A 23,427-nucleotide genomic window follows, 5' to 3' on the forward strand; every position below is an offset into this window, starting at 1 on the left:
TGTTAAAAATGCCGTTTATTGTTGCTCACGTCCTGACATTTCCCAAGCATCTGCTAAATTTCCCTCAGCGTAATACTACGGATCGTGCCTATGCCCGCATCGCTGCACCCAAAACACCTTCCGCAACTGTTTCTCGCAATTCTGCTTTTTTTGCAGTCTGCTGTGACCTTTAGTCATGAAGAAACAACAAAATCCATAAATATTCATGGACTGGTTATCTTTGGGGACAGCCTTTCAGACAACAGCAACACTTGGCGAATATCCTACTACTACTCAGGTTTGCCAGACCCTCTCAATGAAAACTACCAGACCAACAATTTCCTCGACTTCTTTGATGGTTTTCTGCCTTGGGCTGTTTCAACAGTTGGCCCATCCATCGTTCCTTTTCCTCAGTATCCTGCACCACCGTATTATCAGGGTTACTTCACCAATGGACCTGTAACTGTTGATTTCCTGGCTGACTATGCGGGACTGGATAGATCAGACCCCAGTCAGTACCGCAACCTTGCATTCGGGGCCAGCTGGTCCACAGGCCTGTTTGACTCTCTGATCCAAAGTATCGAAAGGGGTCAGGCGCCGGAGTTACGTGTTTTGTTTCAAGGGAAAGTTCTACCTCCAAACTTCACTCAGGTGACCAATGTTTACCTGAAGCACAATCCTCGACTGTCTCCCGATATCATCTATGCCGTTTACTTTAGCGGTAACGATTACCTGAATGGTTTCAGTGACCCAGCTACAGTTGTTTCAACCCAGTATGCCAATATCAGACGTTTGATTGATGCAGGAGCTCGACACATCTTCTGGGGGACTGTGCCCGCTTATGAAATGGCCCCCTGCTTTCGAAGTGGCCCGAGACGTGAAATTGTTTCCCGCTGGGGAAAACAACATAACAGCTACGTTCGACGACTGGCCCAAGGTATCACTAAAGCCTGGCCTCATGTCAAACTGACTGTTGGTGATATTGCAGACATATTCAGAAAAACTGCCAACGATCCGGCTAACGGTTTTACCGAAATCTACGCACCCTGTACCAATGTTTTTATCCCAGGTTGTGATTTCGAACCCAGCATGGTTACTATTTTCAACACTTGTGAAGCGACGGTCTGTGAAAAACCGGATCAGTATCTTTTCTGGGATCAAGTGCACGCAACAACCAAAGCTCACGAGATAGTTTCCGGCTATGTCTGCCGAGAACTTTTGGAAAACGGTTACAAACTGGACTGCCCAGATATGGAAACTCTGAGGAAGAGATAGACAGCTATCTGCAAATAGTTGACCGCGTTGCTGTGCTGACACAACATTTCGCTGAGACAATCAGCGTCGAAAGTCGTTAAAGGTCATTCTATACAAAAAAAGTTATCTACGGATATAGGTCTGTACAGCTACTTTTTCCTGATTGTTGGCACGATGGTGGTTATGAAAGAATTTCTTTTCCAGAAGCCTGTGATACGGAACATGGGCCATCTGATGCGATGATTTATAACTGCAAGTCAAAGGAATAAACCGCCCTCAATTATTAGAGCGAATTTTATGACGGCTCCAAACAAGATTTGTTTTTGTCTATATACTGACTGCAGGCTCGCCCATTCTGAGTAACATCTCTGGGTAGAGGCTGCCCAAGTGTGCGAGCGATAACATTGGCAAAAGCCAGCATCTTTGGTGTTGGTTTACGGGGACCGGAAGAGCTGGCACCAGACCTCCGAGGAGCGGATCCTGAAATTGCACCATGCCGCTGCTGCAGTTCCTGCAGGTACCCTTCCAGACGATCAAGCTGCCGGAAAACAAACTTATCCCGCTGCTGGCAGGCAGTTTCATCATCCCTTCTAAGTTCACAGATACGGTTCAGCCAATCCTCCCAGACAGCGGTGGTTTCCACCTGAACAAACCAGGAAGGCAGGTCATCTATAAGAGCTTCTCCTTTGGGTGTACTTTCCAGCCGGTTTCCTTTTCGAGCGATAAATTCCCTAGCTAAAAGAGTCTCCAGTATTGTGCTTCGTGTTGCTGGTGTACCAATACCGGCACTGTCTCGCAGGATTTTTCTTAACTGCGGATCACGCACAAAACGCCCGACACTTTTCATGGCTTTGATCAGGGTACGATCGGTAAACCATGCAGGAGGCCGGGTTGTTCTGGTTTTGAGTTCCACATTTTTTAGCGGAGCAGGCATATGCCGGGTAACAGGAACCGGTTGAATATCTGTTTCCTTCTCCCGCTCTGATGGAAATGCCTGCTGCCATCCAGGATCAAGAACCATATTTAGAGTTGTGGCAAACCGGCTATGGGGGTGACCCAGTAAATCCTCACAGGGCACAGCAAATCCCAACTTCTGCTCCCGAATCAGGGCCGGAGGCCAAAGTGCCTGAATATACCGGTGGGCTACAATTTCGTAAGCCTGTCGCTCAAGACTGTTCATTCGGTCAAGGTGAGCGGCTTTTCGGGTAGGAATGATGCCGTAGTGTTCCATTGGCTTTTTTGTAAAGCAGGATGGCTTGAATGACGGGTAGCCAGTGTCCTGACCATTGTGGATATCTCTGGCCCGGCTGGCAGCCATCGAGAACTGCGCATGGTTGGTCAAATGATCCAGTACCGGGTTTCGTTCACCTGGTTCATAAAGCGAGAGAGGCAACTCTGCATGCTCTGTTCGCGGATATGTTACTAAACCATCGTTGTATAGTTTTTCCAGAACCTTCTGGGCTTTTGAAGCAGTTAAACCAGAAGCCTTGTGCATTTCAGCCTGAAACTCTGCCAGATCACAGGGTAAAGGTGGCTGCCGTTTTAGTTCACGGGTTTTACTTCCAACAACGATGGCTTTATCACCTGCTGCAAGAAGCCTCTCCCTGAATGACTGTACTTCCTGTTGCCCCGTGAACAATGGAGTATCCAGTGGTTCCGATTCCCCATCCTTAACAATTCGTTTAGATGGCTCCCACTCTACTCCTGCAGGTGCAGCATCAATAATCTCTGCTGTTACGACAGGTTTGTAGAGTGCAGCTACCTGCTGGCCTGCCAGATCAAACTGTCCTTCAATCAGGAAATGGTCTTTAGGGACAAAGTTACGTATTTCCCGGCAGCGTTCGACAACCATGGTCAGTGTAGGAGTCTGCACCCTTCCCACAGAAACAACTGACTCCCGCCCGGAACCCTGTCCAAGCAGGTTCCCCATTTTCCCATGACGGGCATAACAGGTCAGAGCTCGCACAGCGAACTGGTAAGCCCAATCAGAACGGGAACGGGCCTCCGAAGCGCGAAACCAGGATTTCATTTCATCACCCGTCTTCAGGCGATGAAATGTTTTTTGAACTGCAGACTTATCCAGTCCATCCACCAGCCAGGCATGTTTAACCGAACCTTTGAAACGACAGTGCTCAAGTAACTGCCAGGCTATGGCTGTGCCTTCACGATCCGGGTCAGTACTGATAATCACTTCACCAGCCTGCCGCAGCTGCTCACGAATAACCTTGAGGTATTGCGAAGGGGACTTTCCCTTGCGTCCATTGTTTGGTTTGGACACCCGCATATCAAAGCTGCGGGGAATGGGAAGAAGAGTTGCCGGATTACTCCAGCTGGCATCTGGCTTGATCTCCTGTGGCTCCTGTATTTCCACAAGGTGACCAGATGCCCAGACAATAACTGCCTTCTGACCGTTAAATGTTCCTGTTCCAAAGTCGCCACTCATTCGCCAGCCCATAGCTTCCGCAATCTGGCGGGCCTGATCCCGCTTTTCTGCAAGAACGACTACGTTTTTCTTACCTTCACTGGCACGGTTTGTTCTTTGGCCTTTCCTGCGACCAGATTGTTCAGTGGCTGCCATAACTTATCTGCGACTATTCATTAGCTGCATGTCATTATCTGCATGCATAACAGTGCCGCAAAAGACCTGTATAAATTAACAGCTCAATAAACTAATCGCTTTTGATTGTTATGTAAAAGAAATTGGCGTTACCAGGGAATCTCGGAGCCATCCCAGGACCAGAATCGTCCTGTCTGCTCGGAAGATAATTTCTGCAAAACATCCAACAGAAGACCGGCGGTCTTTTCAGGTGGGAATAACTTTCCATCAGGGACATTGCTTTGGAAAGGCTTGGACAGTGATGTATCCGTTGTTCCAGGGTGGAGGGAGGCAACACAGCACTTGGGCATGGTTCTTTGCCACTCAATACTCAGCGTTTTCAACGCCATATTGAGAGCTGCTTTTGAAGCACGATAGCTATACCAGCCACCAAGATGATTATCCGAAATACTGCCGACTTTCGCTGAAACAGTTGCGAACATGGGATGTTTTGACTGTTTGAGGTTTCTCTGGAAATGCTTGGCCAGTAACAATGAAGGCATTGCATTAACTTGAAGGCTTTCTGAAAAGAAGTCAGGGTCGAACTTGCGTATGGTTTTCTCTGGCTGCCCGGATTTGTTATGAAGGAAACCGACAGCATTGATTAACCAGTCAATACTGCCAACCTCTTCTGCCAGGCTTGTAACCTGGCCTTCATTAATAGCATCCAAAAGATGCCAGCTTAATTGTTCATGAAAGAAATCTGGTTGATGCTTGTTGTGGGTAGCAATAACTGATGCTTCAGGAAATTTATCCAGACAGGCTTTAACAAGCGCCAGCCCTATTCCTCCACTGCCTCCTGCTATCAGAATTTTCATACCAGGCACCCCACAGTCTATTTCTTTTTGGTTTTCTCCAGATGATTTAACGGTAGTTGAGTACGAGTGATTGGGCTGCGCAAAATAAAGCTTGAGTGGGCTCCGGTTACGCCTTCCAGAGGCGTGATCTTGTTAAGTAGAAACTCCTGATAGTAATCCATATCAGGAACCATCACCTTGAGCATATAGTCCGCAGACTGCCCGGTAATCAGATGACATTCCACCACTTCCGGGTATTCGTTCACATGCTTTTCAAAGTTGGCAAAACGCTCAGGGGTGTGGCGATCCATGCTGATATGGATAAACGCCATCAATTTCAGGCCCAAAGCCGCAGGCTCGAGCCTGGTCACATGATCCCGGATAATGCCGCTTTCCTCCAACGCACGAACTCTGCGCAGACAAGGAGAGGGAGAGAGGCCAATCTTATCCGCTAGCTCCTGATTGGTAATTCGGGCGTTATTTTGAATCTCTTCAAGGATTCTACGATCATAGCGGTCAAACATGACTTCATTGCCTTAGATGTGGCACATAGGACATATTATGCCCATATTATTAATATTATTGAAATATAATAGCCAAAAAAACCAAAACCAACGCTACTTTCGCAATCATTATCCCCTTGTAATTGTCTACTATATCTCTCGTTGTCAAAAGCGACGCCCGAACGTAAGCCTGCGAGGCTTTCCGGAAGAGCCAGCCCGCCACAAGCGACACGGTTGAAAAAGGGTCTTACCAGGACCGTACAAAAAGAAAGCCCATAAGGCTGAGATACAGACAGAATATTTGAGGGCTGGCCTAAAGTGCCAGCCCTTTTGCTAAGGAGCCACGTTAGAAAACACAGCAGGGAGTTTGAAATGAAACCATCATCCACAGCATTCGATCATCGCAAGTACCGGCCTTTTCCCCCTTTAAAGAAAATTAACCGTCGCTGGCCGGATAACACCATTGAGCAGGCTCCTCTATGGTGCAGCGTAGATCTACGTGATGGTAACCAGGCTCTTATTGAACCCATGTCAGTTGCCCAGAAGAAGCGATTGTTCCAGTTACTGGTCAATATGGGTTTCAAAGAAATCGAAATCGGTTTCCCTGCGGCATCAGGTCCTGATTATGATTTTGTCCGGATGCTGATTGATGAAAACATGATTCCTGACGATGTCACCATCCAGGTTCTCACCCAGGCTCGCCAGCATCTGATTACAAAAACCTTTGAAGCTTTGATCGGCTGCCGTCGTGCGGTTGTTCATGTTTATAACTCGACTTCAAAGGTGCAAAGGGAGCAGGTTTTTCAACGTGACCGCTCCGGCATTATTCAAATTGCCGTAGATGGTGCAAGAATGGTGGCCGAAGAAGCCAAAAAGCACCCGGATACAGAGTGGGTATTCCAGTACTCGCCGGAAAGCTTTACTGGAACGGAAATGGATTTTGCCGTTGATGTCTGCAATGCCGTTATGAAAATCTGGCAGCCGACACCAGAGAAGCCGGTGATTCTGAACCTACCTGCTACCGTGGAAATGTCCACGCCTAATATCTTTGCCGACCAGATCGAATGGTTCCTTGATCATCTGGAAAACAGAGAGTCAGCAATCTGCAGCGTTCACACTCATAATGACAGGGGCTGTGCTGTTGCAGCGGCAGAACTGGCTGTTATGGCCGGTGCAGACAGAGTAGAAGGCACCCTTTTTGGCAATGGCGAACGAACCGGCAATATGGACATAGTGACTATGGCCATGAACCTTTACAGTCAGGGAGTCGATCCCCGACTGGATCTCTCCCAGGCAAACAAGATCATAAAAATTGCCACTGAATGTACTGACCTTCCAATCCATCCCCGGCACCCATGGTTTGGTGAACTGGTTTATACCGCCTTTTCCGGCAGCCACCAGGATGCTATTCGCAAGTGCCTGAGCAAAAGAAAAACAGAAGAAGTCTGGGACGTTGCTTATCTTCCTATTGATCCGGCAGATATTGGCCGGGACTACCAGGAAGTTATTCGCATTAACAGCCAGTCAGGCAAAGGTGGTGTTGCCTTTGTTCTTGAGCATGATCATGGATTACAGACACCCCGCTGGCTGCAAATTGCACTCTCTGTTGCGGTACAGGCTGCTGCAGAAACCAGTGCAAAGGAAGTCTCTTCAGGGGATATCTGGAATCTATTCCAGCAGCAATTTATGTGCATAGATGGCCAGTACAGCATTGGCGGTTACCGTCTGGAACACTCAGCGGAAGGGGATAGCGTTGAAGTTGATGTTCGGGGATCACAGGGAGTTATCTCACTGGCCAGCCAGGGTAAAGGGCCACTGGAAGCCTTTTCCAAAGGCCTGGAGAAGCTTGGAGTTCGTCTCGATATTCTGGACTATAGCGAGCATGCTCTCGATAACGGATCAGATGCTCGGGCTGTGTCGTACGTTCATGCCAGCGTCAATGGCCAGAGATACTGCGGGGTTGGCATTGATCAGGATATCGTGCTCGCCTCTCTGAAGGCCATGATGGCTGCTGCTAACCAGGCCTTACAGAATGAGCAGAAAGTTGCCTGACCACTTTTATAAATAACAATATTTTCCCCTGATATTTATCCCCGGTTTATGCCGGGGATTTTTCTTTGTAGTCAACCCATAACCTGAGAGCATAAAATCTACTTAATCATATCGAAAGCCACTCCCTCCGATGATAAGAAATAAAAAGAACAGAAAATTTCTCTTTTGGCTGACACTTGCGATTGTCCATATTTCTTTGGTCGGCTGTGCAGCTCCAAGGGATCATCAGAAAACAATTTCTGAGCAAGCTAAAAGGCTAGGTGCAGTTTCAGAAATCATTCCAGCAGATAATTACCATCTGCAAACTCTACTGATAGCGTCTCAAAAGAGTTCGACACTTCGTGTATATATTGAGGGCGATGGTCGAGCCTGGGCACGACGTGGCCGACCATCCAAAGACCCCACCCCCAGAGGCTTGCTGGTTTTTGATTTAATGGCTGTGGATTCTTTTTCAGATAAAGCTTATGTAGCTCGTCCATGCCAATTCGTGATGTCGGCCAAGTGTGAAACCAAAGTCTGGACGGATCTGCGTTATAGCCGGGGTGCTGTTGACTCTTTAAATACAGCTCTCGATAGGTTGAAAGCCAAAGGGAACTATAAGTCTCTGGAGCTTGTTGGCTTTTCTGGTGGAGCAACCCTTGCTCTTCTGGTCGGCTCACAGAGGCATGATATTCAATCTATCAGAACCGTTGCAGGAAATCTGGCTCCCCATTTTGTGAACCAGTTTCATAAGGTTTCTCCCATGCCTCTTGCTCTTGATCCTGCAGACAGAAATAAGGAACTTGCAGGAATCCCACAACTCCACTTCTACGGTGAGAATGATTCCGTTATCACTCCACAAGTGCTGGAGAGCTATAAACGGAGATTTCGTACGACTGAATGTATTTATGGAATGAAAGTCATCGACGCATCTCACCAAAAAGGCTGGGCAGAGAAATGGCCTTACCTTCTTAAGCAACCATTACCAGCCTGCCAGGCAGAGAAAAGCTAAGCAAAACGCCCGTGCATGAACTATGTTCTCAGCCGAACGGCCATGAGAGGAAGGTACCTTCATGGTTATAAACACAACAAGGGAATATTATGTTTATCAGGCTGGCTGCTGTATCTCTTTCCCTGATGTCATTTCTGTTAATGGCAAGCCAGGGCTTTCAGCTATTGGGAGGAAGCTGGCAGCCAGCTCTTACTCAAAAAACAGGGTCTGGCTGGCAGCATGTTTACCTTTGTCAAAACTGTCGTTTTACTCCCTCACTGACTATCAATACCTCAATTAACCCTGAACCAGATGATGCATTTCAGTATGAACTTGAGCGTAGCTTCGAAGAAGTTTACGTCGAATCAGTCAGCCAGGATCTGCTTCACCACTTCTCAATTTTGCGGGCATTTCGGGCTTTAGATCCTGTTGGTCCGGAAAAGATCACTGTGGTTTCAACCCGTATCCCTTCAGAAAAAACAAGATACTGGCATCACATCCAAGCCGTTATTGAACAGGGGCCAATGTCTGAAGAACTGCTGCTGGAAGACCAGCTGATCAGCCTGCTATCCAATGCGCAGTTAAAAGGAACACAGTTAATAATCCCTGGCGAGCAATCAGCAGTTATTGATTTAACATCACCTGACCGTAACTGGTTAAGTGATGTCGCGGAAAAATCAGGTATTACTCATAAGATGTTTGAAAACCCAGTCACAACTGCCGGGCTGTTGATAATTGGAGTCCAGCTGACCCTTGGTCTTTCCGGTGTACGAGGTCCCTGTGGAAAACCTCTTCATCAATGTCCATGTACCAAGAAAGCCATGAAAGCTGCAAACATGCCGTGTATTTAGTGGTACAGCTCAGGAACTGACAGGTATTTCTAAAAGGCGGGGAATATCGTAACCAAACAGTCTTTGTAATTGTTTTACCTCTTCAACCAAATCACGAACTTTGACCCGATCTTCAGTATGTTCAACAGATGATGACAAAGGTTTCTGGAAGCGTTTCAATCCCGCCTCAATACATGCAAAAGACTCCATAACACTACTAACAAGCTTTTTACCTTCATCTCCATAACCTTCCAGGCGGTCATCCAACCCATAACCATCACCCGCAAGAAACAGATTCTTTGCCGAAGTCAGCGATGAAACCAGATTCAACAGAGACATTTTGCTTCGCCAGGACTCCGCCATGTAACGATTTCCTTTTTTCTCCCCTTCACCTAAAGGTAGAGAAAGCTTTCTGTAAACCTGTTCCAGCTCAACATAGAGGCTGTTTATCAATAATGAACTGACGGGTTTAACGTCGATATAACCCTCTGGCTGGGTTCTGGCGAAAGTTATCAGTTCAACCGGATAACGCTTCTCTCCATCCTGCCAGTCTCTGCTTAACCGCACACTGTTTCTCTTCATATCTGCCACAACAACCTGCAGGTACTTACACTGAATGCTGTTGGGAATTAAACCGGGATATTCAAACAATAAATACTCTGCAGCTCCCATACCTCTCGCGGCAACATTGGTATTTCCTATTCCAGTCAAATCCAGCTCGCTGTCTTCCTGCAAAGCTTCATCAACTTTTGTTTTTACCAGGTTTCTGCGGTCAGGCCAGAATTGAAATTTCCAGGACATGCTGCCAACAGTGATGGGGCCAAAATTAATCACACTTGCAGCCTGCCACTGCAACATGATTATTTTCCATTGCTCTTGTAAATCTTTTTTCGAAGCTTTTGCCGAAGAGCGGCAATAACTCTCCGTTTTCCCCAGCATAACTCCCAGGCTTTCGCTCAGATTGCCATACAGAGCTTGTGCCAAAGCTGTCGTGCTCTGGGCCAGTTTTTCTTCAGGGTTTTGAACATTCTGGCAAGCCACCAGAATAGTGATAGAACAAATGAAAACGAGGAAACGCATAGCTCAACTTGGTTTTATTCTTTTCCTCTATGAAAACACTGAAGCGTCTAAAATGAAAGGCAGCTATTTCTGAACGCACTCTCTGGTTGATTTCTTTTCTCTTGCCTTACGTCATGATTATCTACGACAATTTCACAAAGGTTTTTCGGGGGGCTCTCGAATTAATTAAAACGGTGATACAGCTTCATTCGCAAGATCCTCTCAGAACTTTATCCCAAAACCGCTCCCAGCGTCCTTTGGTTTGGGTTAGCGCCCTGATTCCTAAAACGATGGCTGCACTCTCATATTTCCATCAAGTGTCAGAACAGCATAAACACTGTTTGACCAGCGTTTTACAAGCAGCTTCTGCAACACCTGAACCTATTGGCCAGCCATTTTTCACAGCTATGGAATAACGCACCAAGGGCAGCCTTGCGTATATGCCAGTGAGGTGCATAGAAAAAAGAAATTTCCTGTTTTCGGTTTTTTAAAACAGTGGGTTAAGTACTCTGACATTTGTTTTCGGGCCACCTTGCCCGCAGTCAAATGGATACAGAGAGTTCAATATTCGATTACGAATATTCATGTACTTAGCCGCGATGTGGGTCTGAAAAGGCGATTTGATGGCCATACCTCAATGAATGACAATTTTCAGATGTTAAATCCTGCATCTTGAGTTCACTTATGTATAGTAGGCCTGAAGTGACTCCCAGTTTACTTCTCCTGTGTCGCTTTTACTCTTGGCAGCACTGAAAACTTTCAGCAGAGCTTCCCGGTCAGACCTGGTGTTATATGCAATCTCTTGAAGTTTATATTCTCCCAGCTGCAATGTTTTTCCAATTTCCCGCCAGGCGTCAGCCCTGTGCAGCAGCAAAGGGGTGACCTTTTTCTGAAAATCCTCTTGTTCCTTTCTGAACAGTGGATCATGAATGTCAGGGCTATAGGCGTTGCGAATGTCAGATGGAAAATAGTCAAGCAGGTGCTGGCAACCCAGCTGATGACAGGCAGAAATAAGCTGCCAGACTTTTTTTTCGGGGTTGTTGTCCAGAATTTTTTGCAAGGCTACTATAGTGCAGACGCTGTCTTTCGCGTGATCGTAATCAACATCCTCAATCTCGTTATAGGGAAGCCCCATTATATAAGCCAGAGCCTGCCAGTCGTCTGTAGGCGGAATGGCTTTCATAAGTTCTGTATTTAAGAATGAGTCAATTGAAAAATTGTCCGGCAGCGAGAACATCGGTTGCCATCTGACAGAGGGCAGCAGCTTCGAGTCGGACTCGGTATTTGGGAAAGTGCTCTGAAATCTGGTGATGGCATCATTATGCTGGATTTTCTGAAGGGCAAAAAGAAGATTCCCGGGGGTAAGGCGTCCTGAACATATCAGTCTATTGATAATCTCCCGGCGTTTATCATCAACAGGCATTACACGTTTTAGTGGCTGATCTGCCTGAAGATGATCAGTCAATTTAGTAAATTCGTCAGAATTGAGTTCTTTTAAAATAATGACAGCGTCACACAACGGTACCTGCTGAACCGGAGAAACACCTGCCTGAAAACAGCGCAATTGCTCTATTCCATAAGCAAAGTTGACTGCTGGGTGAGCCATAATGTTCGCAAGCTTTCCAACAGTGACCGGGCGGGCCATGTATATAAGTTCAAGCTTTTGGCGACGGTAGTCTCTTGAAAATGTGTCGCTTACCATCTTGACATCGACCGGACGCAAACCAAGCGCCTGAGCCAGATGTATGCTACTGACACTGGCAGCTCTAATCAATTCTGAGGCAGTCAGGGTATCCACCGTATCGTTATCACTGAGACCAGCCACATAAGGGTTGGAGTCTTGATACTCCGGTTTACCGATTTCTGCTTTAATGTTCAGTTCTTCTGACAGGTTCCTGGTGGCTTTACAGGGGCTTACTCTCGCCAGCGCAGAAACAACATTCTGATCGGTTAACAAACCTTTTTTCGAAGCCTCCTGAAGAATGCGTATCAGGGACTCACGCGATGATACTGAGCGATCACAGTCCATTGCTTCTACTTCCGGTAAGCCAAGCGCCAGTGCAAAATGCGCAAGAGATGGACAGTTGTCTTTGATACGTTCAAACATAAAAGCCACCTGAGCTTCAGGCTTAGTGTACCTGGCCGCAGCAATCCTCTGCTGATAGTTACTGGCCCATTGGCTCAGTTGATTTTTCAGTTGTTCGTGTGTCTGGAATGTAATGGCCTCTGTTTCGCGAAGCTGCTCGATAATCTGAGTGGCTGCAAAAGTGTCACAGGGTTGATATAGATTCTGATACAGTTTGAACAACTCATCCCGAAGCCGATTAAACAATTGAGCTGGATCCTGAAGAGACTTGTCTTCTGTATTATCACACTGGAGGTAAGTATTGCTACCCAGTACAGGGTTCTGGTTTACCTCCATAAAAGACAGAACTTCATCCAACTTTTGCCGATCAATGCCATGGCGCTGAACCACCTGATCAGGGATTCTTTCCAGTGATTTTCTGAGTGACTGGATAGTTTCCTGGGAAACCGGGCGGGATTGCTGGATGTCTGTCGTAAGGTCAATCAGTTTTTTCTTGACGGTTCGAATGGTTCTTTGTTTTTTGATCCGATTCGGCAGTTCCTGAATAGCGTCAAGAAAACTATGAAGCAGTTGAACCAGGGAGGATGGTTTAGCAACATTGTTTTGCGGGTGACTCAAGGCAATGGTCCGCTCACTAAGGCATTTTCCCAAAAACTCTTCTCGGGCACTGAAAAAAAGCTGGTTAATCAGCCCTTCCTCTCTGGAAATGGAATTGTTCCCGTTGCTACCCTCCGACTGCTGAACGGCACAGTTGCGTGGCTGGCCAGCTGGCTGTGAATGCTGGGAGCCTCTTCCTCGAATCTGCATAAGTAGCATCAATTCCCTGATTCTTTTCTTCGAGTATAGAGGCTAATGTGAGCAAACACTTTGCGGACTGAAAGCCTGTAACGAGCCTCGGCCTGCAAAAAGGAATTTCTTGTAAGTATTCGGTGAACCCATGTCATATCCCCAGTTTTCAAGGGCTGTAGCAACATAGTTACTTCGTTCCAAAAAAAGAACTCCTCTGGTACCAAGGGATTGCGAGCTCAGCAAATGGGTTCACCGAATGTTTACGGGGTTCTGCAGGCCTTACGACAAGTGATTAAAGATTGTCAGCGCAGACAGCATATCCTAGTCTTCTTTTACATCTCCCTGTGGAACGAGGTCATGAACCAGCCAGAGAACCTGATAAGGCTCTAGAGACAGTTCACCCAAAACACCCTCGTATGTTTTACCTGTCAGAATATCCACCCAATCCTCCCTGCCAGTCATATCTGACAAAGACTCAACAGAAACAGACTGCAAACCAGAAGTCATATTGTGAACGCCGATAGCAACTCTTTCTCCGGTAGTATTCTTGCGGGCAAGAATAAAGACGCCCTGGTGCAGGTCGTAAACCACCTGAGGGCAGTCAGGATGAAAACAGGGCTCCTCTCTTCTTGCCTGCAGCAACTTCTTCATCTGAGTGAAAACAACAGCATGAATGGTTGATGGATTTTCCAACAGAGATTCGAGTTCATCCAATTCCCACTTTTTGCGATTTATTGAGCGTGTTCTTCCCGTTTTTTCTACCAGATCAAGGTCATTTGCTGTTCCCAGCATACTGTGGATATAGACTGCTGGGATCCCCTTCATTATCAGCATGATCGCCTGTGAGCAGAGGAAACGCCCGATCTGCCAGGTATCCTCACCCCGTCGTGTTCCTTTCATAGCATCAAACAAGGAGATATTGATCTCGTAAGGCTTTTGGCTGCCATCCGGCAGAACCCGCATACTTACAAAACCACCAAAGCGGTGCATGGACTCAACCAGATCATCAACTTCACGTTGCGGAATGATCCCCTCCAGAGCCCTTAAACCAATACCGTCATGGGAGGCCGTAAAGTTAAGTACCGTACATCCTTCAGGATATTCACCAAGATTCTGGGCCCACTGGGTCAGATGACGGGATGTTCCCCTGTTCAGGCCATGCAAGAGCAACGGAGGCAATGCAAACTGATAAACCATCTGTGCTTCATCACCATTACCAAAATAAGACAGGTTTTCTTCATGGGGAACATTGGTTTCGGTGAGCAGAATGGAGTCAGGCCTTAACATTTCCATCAACAGACGCATCACTTTTACCACCGTATGTGTCTGTGGCAGGTGAATACAACTGGTACCCGGTTCTTTCCATAGAAATGCAATGGCATCCAGACGAACCAGTGAAGCTCCCTGCTCCATGTAGTAAAGCATGATGCCAATCATCTCCAGCAGAACGTCCGGATTTCGAAAGTTCAAATCCATCTGATCCTTACTGAAAGTGGCCCAGACATGACGTATGCCGCGTCTGGTCCAGATTGGTGCAAGCAGGGAGGAGTTCCTTGGCCGAACGACCTGTGACAGGTCATCTTCATCAGTCGGCTCAAGAAAGTAATCATTGCCCGGGGGATAGCCACTGACAAAGTCTGCAAACCAGACACTGTGGCGAGAGATATGGTTGATCACCAGATCAGCCATAAAGCGGTACTCCCGGCTTAACCGGCGAATATCTTCCCAGTTGCCCAGTTCCGGATCGACAATCCGGTAATCAATAACAGAAAAGCCATCATCCGAGCTGTACGGAAAAAAAGGCAGGATATGCAGGCTGCTGAAGCAGTCCGGCATATAAGTTTTCATAAAGCCTGCGAGAGTCTCCAGCGGTGGCTCATCAATCCCCCGGATCGTATCGCCATAGGTGATCAACATAATATCCCGCTCGTCCCAGGTCTGGTCATGGCCGTGGGGCACCGTTCCTAGATGATTGCGGACCAGTTCCAATACCTTTTCCAGAACTTCTCCCGCATGGGCCGGATAAAGGTGTTGAAGGTGTGGTGTTAAAGCCTTTGCCAGAGCTCCTTCATCAAGAGTTCTGCAAAAGGATTGGTTATACACATGTGTGAGATCACCCATCGTCACTAACTCACAAACCTGTAGGTTCTGTAGAAATTAAACCCTAATCCAAGATGAAGCACTTTTCTTCATACATATGGCATTTATTCTGCTTATAATGATCGGCAAATCTGACAAGGAAGCGAGCCCACCATGATCACCAAGTGTCTTTACCCTGTTGCAGGTTACGGTACTAGATTCCTTCCGGCTACAAAATCCATGCCGAAAGAAATGATGCCAGTTGTGGATAAACCACTGATCCAGTATGCCGTGGAAGAAGCCATGAATGCTGGTGTGACTGATATGGGCTTTGTCACTGGTCGAACCAAACGGGCTATCGAAGATCACTTTGATATCAACTATGAGCTGGAAAAGGAAATCGCTGGCAGTGGCAAGGAACAGCGGCTTTCCAGTATCCGAGAGGTTATGGCTGCCTGTACTTTCAGTTACACACGCCAGAAGCAGATGCAGGGTCTTGGACACGCTATCCTCACAGGCAAGTCTCTGGTTGGAGATAACCCATTTGGCGTTATCCTTGCAGATGACCTGTGCATCAACCCTGAAGGTCAGGGCGTTCTCGCCCAGATGGCTACGCTGTTCAACCAGTTCCGCTGCTCCATTGTAGCTGTTCAGGAAGTACCGGAAGACGAAATTCATAAATACGGTGTGATTGCTGGTGAAGCTATCAGCGACGATATCATTCGTGTAACAGACATGGTGGAGAAACCAGCCAAAGAAGATGCTCCCAGCAATCTGGCTGTAATCGGGCGTTATATTCTGACGCCGGATATCTTCGATATCATTGAAAGCACTCCTCCTGGTAAGAATGGCGAAGTTCAAATCACAGATGCCATTTTGACTCAGGCCAAACAAGGCTGTGTTCTTGCTTATCGCTTCAAGGGTAATCGTTTTGACTGTGGCAGCGTGCCCGGTTTTATTGAAGCAACCAACTATGTTTACGAGAACTATTTCTGCTGCTGATCTGTCCCAGGCAGTCTGAACTACAGGCTGCCTCCCCTTCCTCTTTTGTCTTTTATTATTCCCTCATTTCCTCTAACCCTGTTTTTGATGACCCGAAAACAGTCCCCAAAGGATATTGTCCGTTAGCCTGCTGCAGGATGTAATATCTTCAGAGTCAAAAATTCTAATAACCCAAAAGAAAAAGAGCCTTGAATACACAAAAGACAGTTGCCGCTTTTCAGCGCATTTACGTCAAAATAATGATGGCCGTTGTTGGCAGGGCTTTGGTTGCAACTTCACGCAGTGACGATGAGGTTCGAAAGGAGCTATCCATTCTGCCCAGCGGATACACGATGCAGATGCTTGTCCCATCAGGCCCTGGATTTATGGTGAAGGTTGAGGAACAGGGTCATCTGACACTTGTATCAGATAGAACCCAGAAACCTGATCTGAGTATCACCTTTAAACATCTCAGTTTTGCATTTCTGGTCTTTTCGTTTCAGGAAAGTACCGCCCGCTCCTTTGCCAATGACCGCATGGTTCTTGATGGAGAGGTTTCCCATGCCATTCGTCTTGTTCGCTGTCTGAACAAGATGGAGGCCATTATTCTCCCCCGTTTTGTCGCCAGACTGGCTGTTAAGCGTTATCCCCGAATCAGTCTTGGTGAAAAAGTTTCCAAGGCGGCCCGTGTATATGGGCTGGTTGCCAAACATCTTGTTCTCGGACGCTAACCATGGCCAAACCTTATTACGAATTCTTCAGCCCCGTAAAAGTTATTGCCGGACACAAGGCTCTTGAGCATATCCCCTTTGAGCTCAAGACACTTGGTTGTTCGCGCCCCATGATTGTGACAGACAAAGGCGTTCGTGGAGCCGGACTTATTGACCATGTTGCCGGTGCTTTTGACAGTACAAGTATTGATGTTGCGATTATCTTTGATGATGTACCTCCCGACAGCAGCCTTGAAACTGTTCGAAAGGCAGCAGAGGTTTATCGTGGAAATAACTGTGATGCCATTATTGCTGTTGGTGGTGGCTCAGTTATTGATACATCCAAAGGCACCAATATTCTCGTCTCTGAGGGTGGTGATGATCTGAAGGCTTACTCGGGTGCACATATTCTTAAACGCCGCCTTAAGCCTTTCTATGTTATTCCGACGACATCGGGCACTGGCTCTGAAACAACTCTGGTTGCTGTTGTTTCTGATCTTGAGAAGAACGTTAAGCTTCCATTTATGTCCCAGTTCCTGATGCCAGATGCGGCTATTCTTGATTCACGCATGACCTTGACGCTGCCCTCTCATATCACAGCGATGACGGCAATGGATGCGCTGACTCATGCTGTAGAAGCCTACACCTGCCTGGCAGCCAACCCTCTGAGTGATGCTTATGCTTACTCAGCGGTTAAGAAGATTTCAGAAAACCTGATGACGGTGATGGAAGACCCCAAGGACGCAGATGCACGCCTTGAGCTGGCCCAGGCCTCCACCATGGCTGGCATTGCCTTCTCAAACTCTATGGTTGGCCTGGTGCACTCCCTTGGCCATGCTCTCGGAGCTGTCTGCCATCTGCCCCACGGTCTGTGCATGAGCCTGTTCCTGCCTTATGTCCTTGAGTACAACAGGGATATTAACGGAGATAAAGTTGGAGAACTTTTGCTGCCACTGGCAGGGTCTGAGCTCTACGCTACAACGCCTAAGGAGCAGAGGGCAGCCAAGGCCATCGCCTTTATTCGAGAGCTTAGGGATAAGCTATATAACAGCTGTCAGCTACCACGAACGCTGAAAGAGACTGGCAAAGTCAGCGTTGGTCAAATTGAGCAGGTTGCCCAGCTTGCCATTGATGATGGCTCCATTATCTACAATCCCAATGAGTCTGATTTCGACGAACTTGTCGATATTCTCAAGCGCGCCTGGGAATAAACCTCCATCTATCTCTGCGGAAGGACTACCCCTTCCGCAGATAATCTCCTCAGACATTGGACTTTTCTGCTAGTTTTTCTGCTCACTGGACAAAATCCAAGAGCAAAGCGTGAACGTTAACGGAAAACATTACCGGTCCATATGGATGGAATCTCCGGGCGGAGATTTTCTTACTCTCGATCAAAAGCTGCTTCCCTATCAGTTCGAAGTTATTCCAATCAGGTCAGTTAATGATGCCGCAACAGCTATTGAAGATATGACTGTAAGAGGAGCGCCCCTGATTGGCGCAACTGCAGCCTGCGGCATGGCCCTTCAGGTGCGGGAGAGCGCTTCTGACCAGTTTATTGAACAAGCTTACTTATAACGTTCTATTTAAAACACGCCCAACAGCGATCAATCTGCGCTGGGCCCTAAAGCTGCCTTCTGCAGACACCTGAGAAAGAGCGTCTGGATCGAGCCCACCTGGAATGTCAGATAATTTTTGAAGAAGATGTTGAGATTAATCGCAGCATCAGACAACACGGCCTGATCGCAATCAGGGAAGTAGCCAAAGGTGATTTCTGCAATAAAATTGGAACCTACCTGAAAGCCCTGTCAGCCAATGCCAACAATGTGCCTTTCTATGTTGCATTGCTTTCGCCAACTATTGACTGGACAGTTGTTGATGGGGTGACGGAAATCCCAATAGAGCAGCGTTCGGAAAAAGAGCAGTCACATGTCCAGGGAATCAACAGTAGTGGGCAGCATGATTGGGTCAACACGACACCTGAAGGAACAACCTGCGCGAATTATGCATTTGATGTCACACCGGCAGAGCTGGTCACCGGTCTGATTACGGAGAAGGGTGTATGCCAAGCCTCAGAGCAAAGCCTGAAAGAAATGTTTGCAGAGAAATAAACTGAAAAAGGGGCATTAAGCCCCTTTTTCACAAAATGATCCAATCAAACAGGGCCATGAGTATTTAGCTGCAAACTCATACCTTCTGCACCTGAGACAATGACAGTTGTACCTGCATGCAAGGTTTCTGAAGCCTTAACCTTCCACATGGTATCTCCAAGCTGCACACGTCCATGGCCACCTGGAAGGTCATGTTCAAGAACAAAAACCCGCCCAACCTGCTGAGCTGCACGGTTGTTCAACAATGGTTCTTCAGTATTCTGTCCGGACTTTCTGAAGAACTTCCACCAGCAGATGGTAAATACCAGTGTCGCTGCGCCAAAAATGCTGAACTGTGCGGCCCAGCTCATATCAGGAGCCAGCCACAGTATCAGGGCCTGCAACAATGACGCGACCACAGCTCCCAGCAGGAAACCTCCCGCACCAAGAGCTTCGAGGCCCAGAAGCAGGAATGTCAGAATCACCCAGTGCCAGGGCTGTAGTTCAGTCAGAAAGTCCATCTATATCCAGCCTTTTTATCCTGCCTTGTTTTTTGTTGTTGCCTCACCAACCAGCTCTTTGATTCCGGCAAGAGAACCAATCACATTACCAGCTTCCAGAGGCATCATGATCACTTTATTGTTATCGGCAGACGCGACTTCTTTCAATGCATCAACATATTTCTGGGCAACAAAGTAGTTGATTGCCCGAGGGTCACCTTCAGCTATCGCTTTGGAAACAGCATCTGTTGCTTTTGCTTCAGCTTCAGCAAGACGCTCGCGGGCCTCAGCCTCACGTTTGGCTGCTTCCAGTTCACCTTCCGCCTTTAGGATTTGAGCCTGTTTTTCACCTTCAGCAACCTTGATAGCAGCTTCACGGGAACCTTCAGCTTCGAGAATCTGGGCACGCTTCTCCCGCTCAGCCTTCATTTGTCTGGCCATTGCGTCTACCAAATCCTGAGGAGGAGAAATATCTCTGATCTCAATCCGGGTGACTTTCAGTCCCCAGGGATCAGTGGCTTCATCGACTTTTACCAACAGGTTGGCATTAATTCGATCCCGGTTTGAAAGCATATCGTCCAGTTCCATTGATCCTAGAACTGCACGGATATTAGTCATAACCAGATTCTGCATGGCCCGGGGAAGATCATTAACTTCATAGGAGGCCTTGACTGCATCCTGAACCTGGAAAAAACACACTGCATCTGTTGTAACCTGAGCATTATCTGAAGAGATAACTTCCTGTGGAGGAATATCCAGAACCTGCTCCATCATGTTCTGCTTCCAGCCAATACGATCGACAAAAGGAATCAAAATATTGATACCTGGGTGTAAAGTCCGCGTATATCTACCCAGGCGTTCTACCGTGTAGTTATACCCCTGCGGCACCATTCTGACGCCTGTACCTACAAGAATCACCACTAGGACGACGAAGAAGATCGCCGTCATCTCAAAACCAAACATCCCCTTTCTCCCTAACGAGGTAAACCCTACACACTTTAACTCAGCTCTAACGTGACACAACAGCAACAGAGAGGAATCAGTCCATATCATTTCTGCCTTGTTGGCTATGCTGTTTTGAATCCATCGCGCTTTATTACGCGTAATAAATCATAGAATGCCTGATTTGCAGGTTAGAAGCTGTCTGAAAAGTCTGTGCGTAGCGAGGTAGCTTCTTAGGGGTTACTGCACCGAAGAACACAACGGTTGTCTTCTACAAGCGGTAAGTGTCGTATTTAATGTTAGACTGACAACAATGGAGTCAGATCAAACAGCCATAGGCAGCGCATGAATCGTCAACACGCAGCTTTATGGTAGAAAAATAAGGAAAAGCATGTCTCTTAACTCCGTCATCCATGCAAACTGCCAAACGCTTACAGCATTGGCAGATCAGCTTACCCATTTACCTCCGGGAATCTATGATAAAGCCACGCCATTAACTGACAGTGGAATCGGCGGGCATGTTCGTCATATTGTTGAACACTATCAGGAACTCGCCTCAGGGCTGGAAGAGCAACATATCTGCTACGACAAACGGGTTCGCAACCAGCTGCTTGAGCACTCCCTCAAAGATGCCATCGAAACCTTACGAAATCTGTCTGCCTGGCTGTTGACCCTTGCGGGGCAGGAAAACATCTCTCTCAAACTGACTGCTGCCACATCAGGCTCAAGACAGGACGCTTCAACAACAACTGAGTCCAGCCTGATACGTGAACTTCTATTTCTGCAGAGCCATACCGTTCACCATGAAGCAATTATCGCCATGCTGATGAAGGCTCAGTCGATTGATGTGCCTGGAGAGTTTGGTGTTGCACCAGCAACCCTCCAGTATCGTGAAGAAATTGCGATTACGAGCTAGATAACAACTTTTGCTTTAGGCTGACATGGCTTCCAGGTTATGGAACCCGGTCAGCCTGAGATACCCTTCTTCTCCCAGATAACGCTCCAGAACCCGCCGATCACTCTTTAGCAAGTCCACAATAATCAGCCCATCCAGTGCATCATTAAAAGCGGGATCAACATTAAAGCCGGCAAATGTTCCGTTGAGCTTCAGGTACTGGCGCAGCAAAACAGGTACACCGCGATCATTCTCAAGAACACGTACAAGTGCTGAGATGTGTTCCACACTCCCCAGACCAGCCAGCATATCTCTGCTCCATGGAAGCTTGCTGGATGGATGCAGGGGCTCCTTAGGCTTTACCAACTCTGCAAGACTGCTGTTCAGGAAGTTCTCTTCAAGACTCATAGCCATTAAGTATCTGGAGAGTTCTTGATACTCCTTGCTGATACTGACCGGCCCAAACAGAACACGATACTGAGGATGCCGGATAACCCAGGCACCAATCCCCTTCCAGAGCATCTGCAAAGCACTCAGACTCTTTTGGTACTCTTTACTGATAAAAGAGCGCCCCATCTCAAGACAACCACCCATCTGATCGAGGAAACGACGGTCATACTCAAACAAACTGCGCGAATAAAGAGCTTCAACACCACCGCTGGCGATCAGCTTATCAACCTGGCCAAGCCGGTAAGCTCCAACAATTTCGGACTTTTCTTTATTCCACAAAAAGAGATGAAGGTAAGTCTGATCAAACCGATCAATATCCATCGACAGACCTGATCCTTCACCGGCATCTCTGAAAGTAATCTCCCTCAGCCGTCCAATCTCTCTCAAAATATTTGGTATACCAGTGGCGTAAGAGCACCAGACTTCAAATGATCCTCTCTGAAGCAACAGGTTCTTTTCTGGCAGTTTTGCAATGTCACGCTCTAACAGCGCCGAATCAACAGGAGAAATCACAGGACTTTCTGGATTTGCCTGGATAGATTCCAACGGTTTTGATTCACCATTCGAAAGCAATATTGTTCGAAGGTGCATGGCGTTGGTTAAAGACTGCTCATCCGGGCAGCGAGAAAAGTTCTGCCATGGTTCTACGCTACCCAGCTTCAGGGTAATTTGCTTTCCAGACTTATTAATAAGCTCCCGAACCAGCCTCATTGTTCTTAACAGTGGGTGAATGATGCCAAGCCCATAAAATACGAAACTGTTACGGCCTTCAACATGAACAGGAAGCAGATTGGCTTGGGTCTCATGTAATATCCTGCCTGCTGTGTGCCTCCAGGTGGCTTCTTTCAGCTTTCTTGTTTTCCAGTCCCAGCCGGAGACTTCCCCGGCAGGAAAAATAATGAGCGCTCCACCCTCTTTTACCCACTGAGTTGCAGTACTGACAGCCTCCTTATTCGCTGCTCTGCGCTGCTCCTTCGAGGGATTGCTGAGAATATCAACCCCGATAAAAAGTGATTGCAAACCAGGAATAGAGTTCAGAAGCTGATTACTCAACACCCTAACATCGGGGCGTACTTTCAGAAGGGCATCCATAAGAACAACCCCTTCTGCTCCTCCGAAGGGGTGATTGGCGATAACGACAAGAGGCCCGGACTTGGGAATATTATCCATAGGCTCGCCGGTGAGCCGATACTGAATATTTAACCTGTGGAGTGTCAGGCGAACAAAGTCATGTCCCTGCTCATCTGTAACATATTTCTCATAAATACGATCCAGATAGCGGAGACCCAGAACATGCTCAGCAAATCTGAGCAATAATCCCCGGTGCCCTTTGAACTCCAGACGAAAAGGTGACCCGTTCGCCATACGACTTTCCTGTTTATTGTTTTTCTTATACAGAAAGCTTGTCAGCTGCTTTTTTGATCATTGAATTCCAATACCAACACTATCACTGCTGCCAGGAAAACGGCACATGCGTTGACAAAAAGAAGCCCACCATCATCACCAACAATATTTCCCGAGGCATCAAACTCTGGCATTTTGATACCCAGCGGTGTGAACAGGTGGAAGAAAATCGCTCCACTCATCGTTCCGGCGGCAACCAGTGCTCCCAGAAAACGATAAGCAGTGAACAGAAGTATGGACGCTATCAGCTCAGTTACGCCAACAGCGTAAGCTCCATACTGACCAAACAGCTCAATGCCTGACCACTTTCCTAGTGTACCGAAAATAAACTCGGTCTCTGGCGACCCTGAAAACTTGAAAAACAGGGACTGGACGAAGACAACTGCAATATAGATACACAATCCGATCTTTAGATATTTTTTGAACATGGCCACCTCCGTGAGCTAATTCTAGTCTTCCTTTGA

At 47.3% G+C, this 23,427-nt stretch carries 20 protein-coding genes and 1 pseudogene; 10 read left to right on the top strand and 11 right to left on the bottom strand.

Translation table 11 applies throughout. From position 1 onward, the window contains the following. Window positions 1–90 precede the first annotated feature (90 nt). Window positions 91–1,254 (top strand): SGNH/GDSL hydrolase family protein, encoded by a 1,164-nt coding sequence (locus M3P05_RS07030; RefSeq protein ID WP_249698759.1) that lies wholly within the window; start codon window positions 91–93, stop codon window positions 1,252–1,254. A gap of 274 nt (window positions 1,255–1,528) precedes the next feature. On the opposite strand, the gene M3P05_RS07035 is transcribed toward M3P05_RS07030, so the two are convergent. The 3 genes from M3P05_RS07035 to M3P05_RS07045 form a co-directional block, all read right to left on the bottom strand. Further along, window positions 1,529–3,811 carry a DNA topoisomerase gene (locus M3P05_RS07035; protein ID WP_249698760.1) on the bottom strand — a complete coding sequence of 761 codons (2,283 nt, stop codon included), beginning with the start codon at window positions 3,809–3,811 and terminating at the stop codon, window positions 1,529–1,531. Window positions 3,812–3,939: 128 nt separating this feature from the next. Continuing rightward, on the bottom strand, window positions 3,940–4,647 hold the full coding sequence (locus M3P05_RS07040; protein WP_249698761.1) for an SDR family oxidoreductase: 708 nt from the start codon (window positions 4,645–4,647) through the stop codon (window positions 3,940–3,942). Window positions 4,648–4,664: 17 nt separating this feature from the next. Next, a complete protein-coding gene (locus M3P05_RS07045) occupies window positions 4,665–5,150 on the bottom strand; it encodes an Lrp/AsnC family transcriptional regulator (protein WP_249698763.1) in 486 nt (161 codons plus the stop codon). A gap of 351 nt (window positions 5,151–5,501) precedes the next feature. Here M3P05_RS07045 and leuA point away from each other — a divergent pair, with 351 nt between their 5' ends. The 3 genes from leuA to M3P05_RS07060 all read left to right on the top strand — a co-directional run bounded on the left by leuA (window position 5,502) and on the right by M3P05_RS07060 (window position 9,002). Continuing rightward, complete coding sequence (gene leuA / locus M3P05_RS07050; protein WP_249698764.1) at window positions 5,502–7,181, top strand: 2-isopropylmalate synthase; 1,680 nt, start codon at window positions 5,502–5,504, stop codon at window positions 7,179–7,181. Window positions 7,182–7,614: 433 nt separating this feature from the next. Then, window positions 7,615–8,172 (top strand): dienelactone hydrolase family protein, encoded by a 558-nt coding sequence (locus M3P05_RS07055; protein WP_249698766.1) that lies wholly within the window; start codon window positions 7,615–7,617, stop codon window positions 8,170–8,172. 89 nt (window positions 8,173–8,261) lie between these two features. Further along, a complete protein-coding gene (locus M3P05_RS07060) occupies window positions 8,262–9,002 on the top strand; it encodes a hypothetical protein (RefSeq protein WP_249698768.1) in 741 nt (246 codons plus the stop codon). Window positions 9,003–9,011: 9 nt separating this feature from the next. On the opposite strand, the gene M3P05_RS07065 is transcribed toward M3P05_RS07060, so the two are convergent. From M3P05_RS07065 to M3P05_RS07080, 4 genes and pseudogenes are all read right to left on the bottom strand, one after another. Next, complete coding sequence (locus tag M3P05_RS07065) at window positions 9,012–10,061, bottom strand: imelysin family protein (protein WP_249698771.1); 1,050 nt, start codon at window positions 10,059–10,061, stop codon at window positions 9,012–9,014. A 184-nt stretch (window positions 10,062–10,245) separates the two neighbouring features. Further along, window positions 10,246–10,428, bottom strand: a pseudogene (locus M3P05_RS07070) (ISKra4 family transposase); the annotation flags it as partial. 294 nt (window positions 10,429–10,722) lie between these two features. Next, on the bottom strand, window positions 10,723–12,933 hold the full coding sequence (locus M3P05_RS07075; protein WP_249698773.1) for a hypothetical protein: 2,211 nt from the start codon (window positions 12,931–12,933) through the stop codon (window positions 10,723–10,725). 303 nt (window positions 12,934–13,236) lie between these two features. After that, window positions 13,237–15,036, bottom strand: a complete 1,800-nt coding sequence (locus M3P05_RS07080; protein WP_249698775.1) for a sugar phosphorylase — start codon at window positions 15,034–15,036, stop codon at window positions 13,237–13,239. Between the two features lie 132 nt (window positions 15,037–15,168). On the opposite strand from M3P05_RS07080, the gene galU reads away from it, so the two are divergent. From galU to M3P05_RS07105, 5 genes are all read left to right on the top strand, one after another. Next, window positions 15,169–15,996 (top strand): UTP--glucose-1-phosphate uridylyltransferase GalU, encoded by an 828-nt coding sequence (gene galU, locus M3P05_RS07085; RefSeq protein ID WP_249698777.1) that lies wholly within the window; start codon window positions 15,169–15,171, stop codon window positions 15,994–15,996. Window positions 15,997–16,184: 188 nt separating this feature from the next. Further along, window positions 16,185–16,706 (top strand): hypothetical protein, encoded by a 522-nt coding sequence (locus M3P05_RS07090; RefSeq protein WP_249698779.1) that lies wholly within the window; start codon window positions 16,185–16,187, stop codon window positions 16,704–16,706. Between the two features lie 2 nt (window positions 16,707–16,708). Beyond that, entirely contained in the window at window positions 16,709–17,896 is a 1,188-nt protein-coding gene (locus M3P05_RS07095; RefSeq protein WP_249698781.1) for an iron-containing alcohol dehydrogenase, read from the top strand. A gap of 109 nt (window positions 17,897–18,005) precedes the next feature. Then, window positions 18,006–18,260 (top strand): translation initiation factor eIF-2B alpha/beta/delta subunit family protein, encoded by a 255-nt coding sequence (locus M3P05_RS07100; RefSeq protein ID WP_249698782.1) that lies wholly within the window; start codon window positions 18,006–18,008, stop codon window positions 18,258–18,260. Between the two features lie 170 nt (window positions 18,261–18,430). Continuing rightward, window positions 18,431–18,793, top strand: coding sequence for a hypothetical protein (locus M3P05_RS07105; RefSeq protein ID WP_332842003.1), 363 nt, complete (start codon window positions 18,431–18,433; stop codon window positions 18,791–18,793). Window positions 18,794–18,837: 44 nt separating this feature from the next. On the opposite strand, the gene M3P05_RS07110 is transcribed toward M3P05_RS07105, so the two are convergent. Continuing rightward, window positions 18,838–19,293 carry an NfeD family protein gene (locus M3P05_RS07110; protein ID WP_249698783.1) on the bottom strand — a complete coding sequence of 152 codons (456 nt, stop codon included), beginning with the start codon at window positions 19,291–19,293 and terminating at the stop codon, window positions 18,838–18,840. Between the two features lie 15 nt (window positions 19,294–19,308). Further along, a complete protein-coding gene (locus tag M3P05_RS07115; protein WP_249698784.1) occupies window positions 19,309–20,235 on the bottom strand; it encodes an SPFH domain-containing protein in 927 nt (308 codons plus the stop codon). 370 nt (window positions 20,236–20,605) lie between these two features. Here M3P05_RS07115 and M3P05_RS07120 point away from each other — a divergent pair, with 370 nt between their 5' ends. Next, a complete protein-coding gene (locus M3P05_RS07120) occupies window positions 20,606–21,130 on the top strand; it encodes a hypothetical protein (protein ID WP_249698785.1) in 525 nt (174 codons plus the stop codon). A gap of 15 nt (window positions 21,131–21,145) precedes the next feature. On the opposite strand, the gene M3P05_RS07125 is transcribed toward M3P05_RS07120, so the two are convergent. Both M3P05_RS07125 and M3P05_RS07130 read right to left on the bottom strand, forming a co-directional pair. Then, entirely contained in the window at window positions 21,146–22,924 is a 1,779-nt protein-coding gene (locus M3P05_RS07125) for a lysophospholipid acyltransferase family protein (RefSeq protein WP_249698786.1), read from the bottom strand. A 41-nt stretch (window positions 22,925–22,965) separates the two neighbouring features. Beyond that, a complete protein-coding gene (locus M3P05_RS07130; RefSeq protein ID WP_249698787.1) occupies window positions 22,966–23,391 on the bottom strand; it encodes a hypothetical protein in 426 nt (141 codons plus the stop codon). Window positions 23,392–23,427: the final 36 nt, after the last annotated feature.

This window comes from Parendozoicomonas callyspongiae (assembly GCF_023502345.1).
Taxonomy (GTDB): domain Bacteria; phylum Pseudomonadota; class Gammaproteobacteria; order Pseudomonadales; family Endozoicomonadaceae; genus Sansalvadorimonas; species Sansalvadorimonas callyspongiae.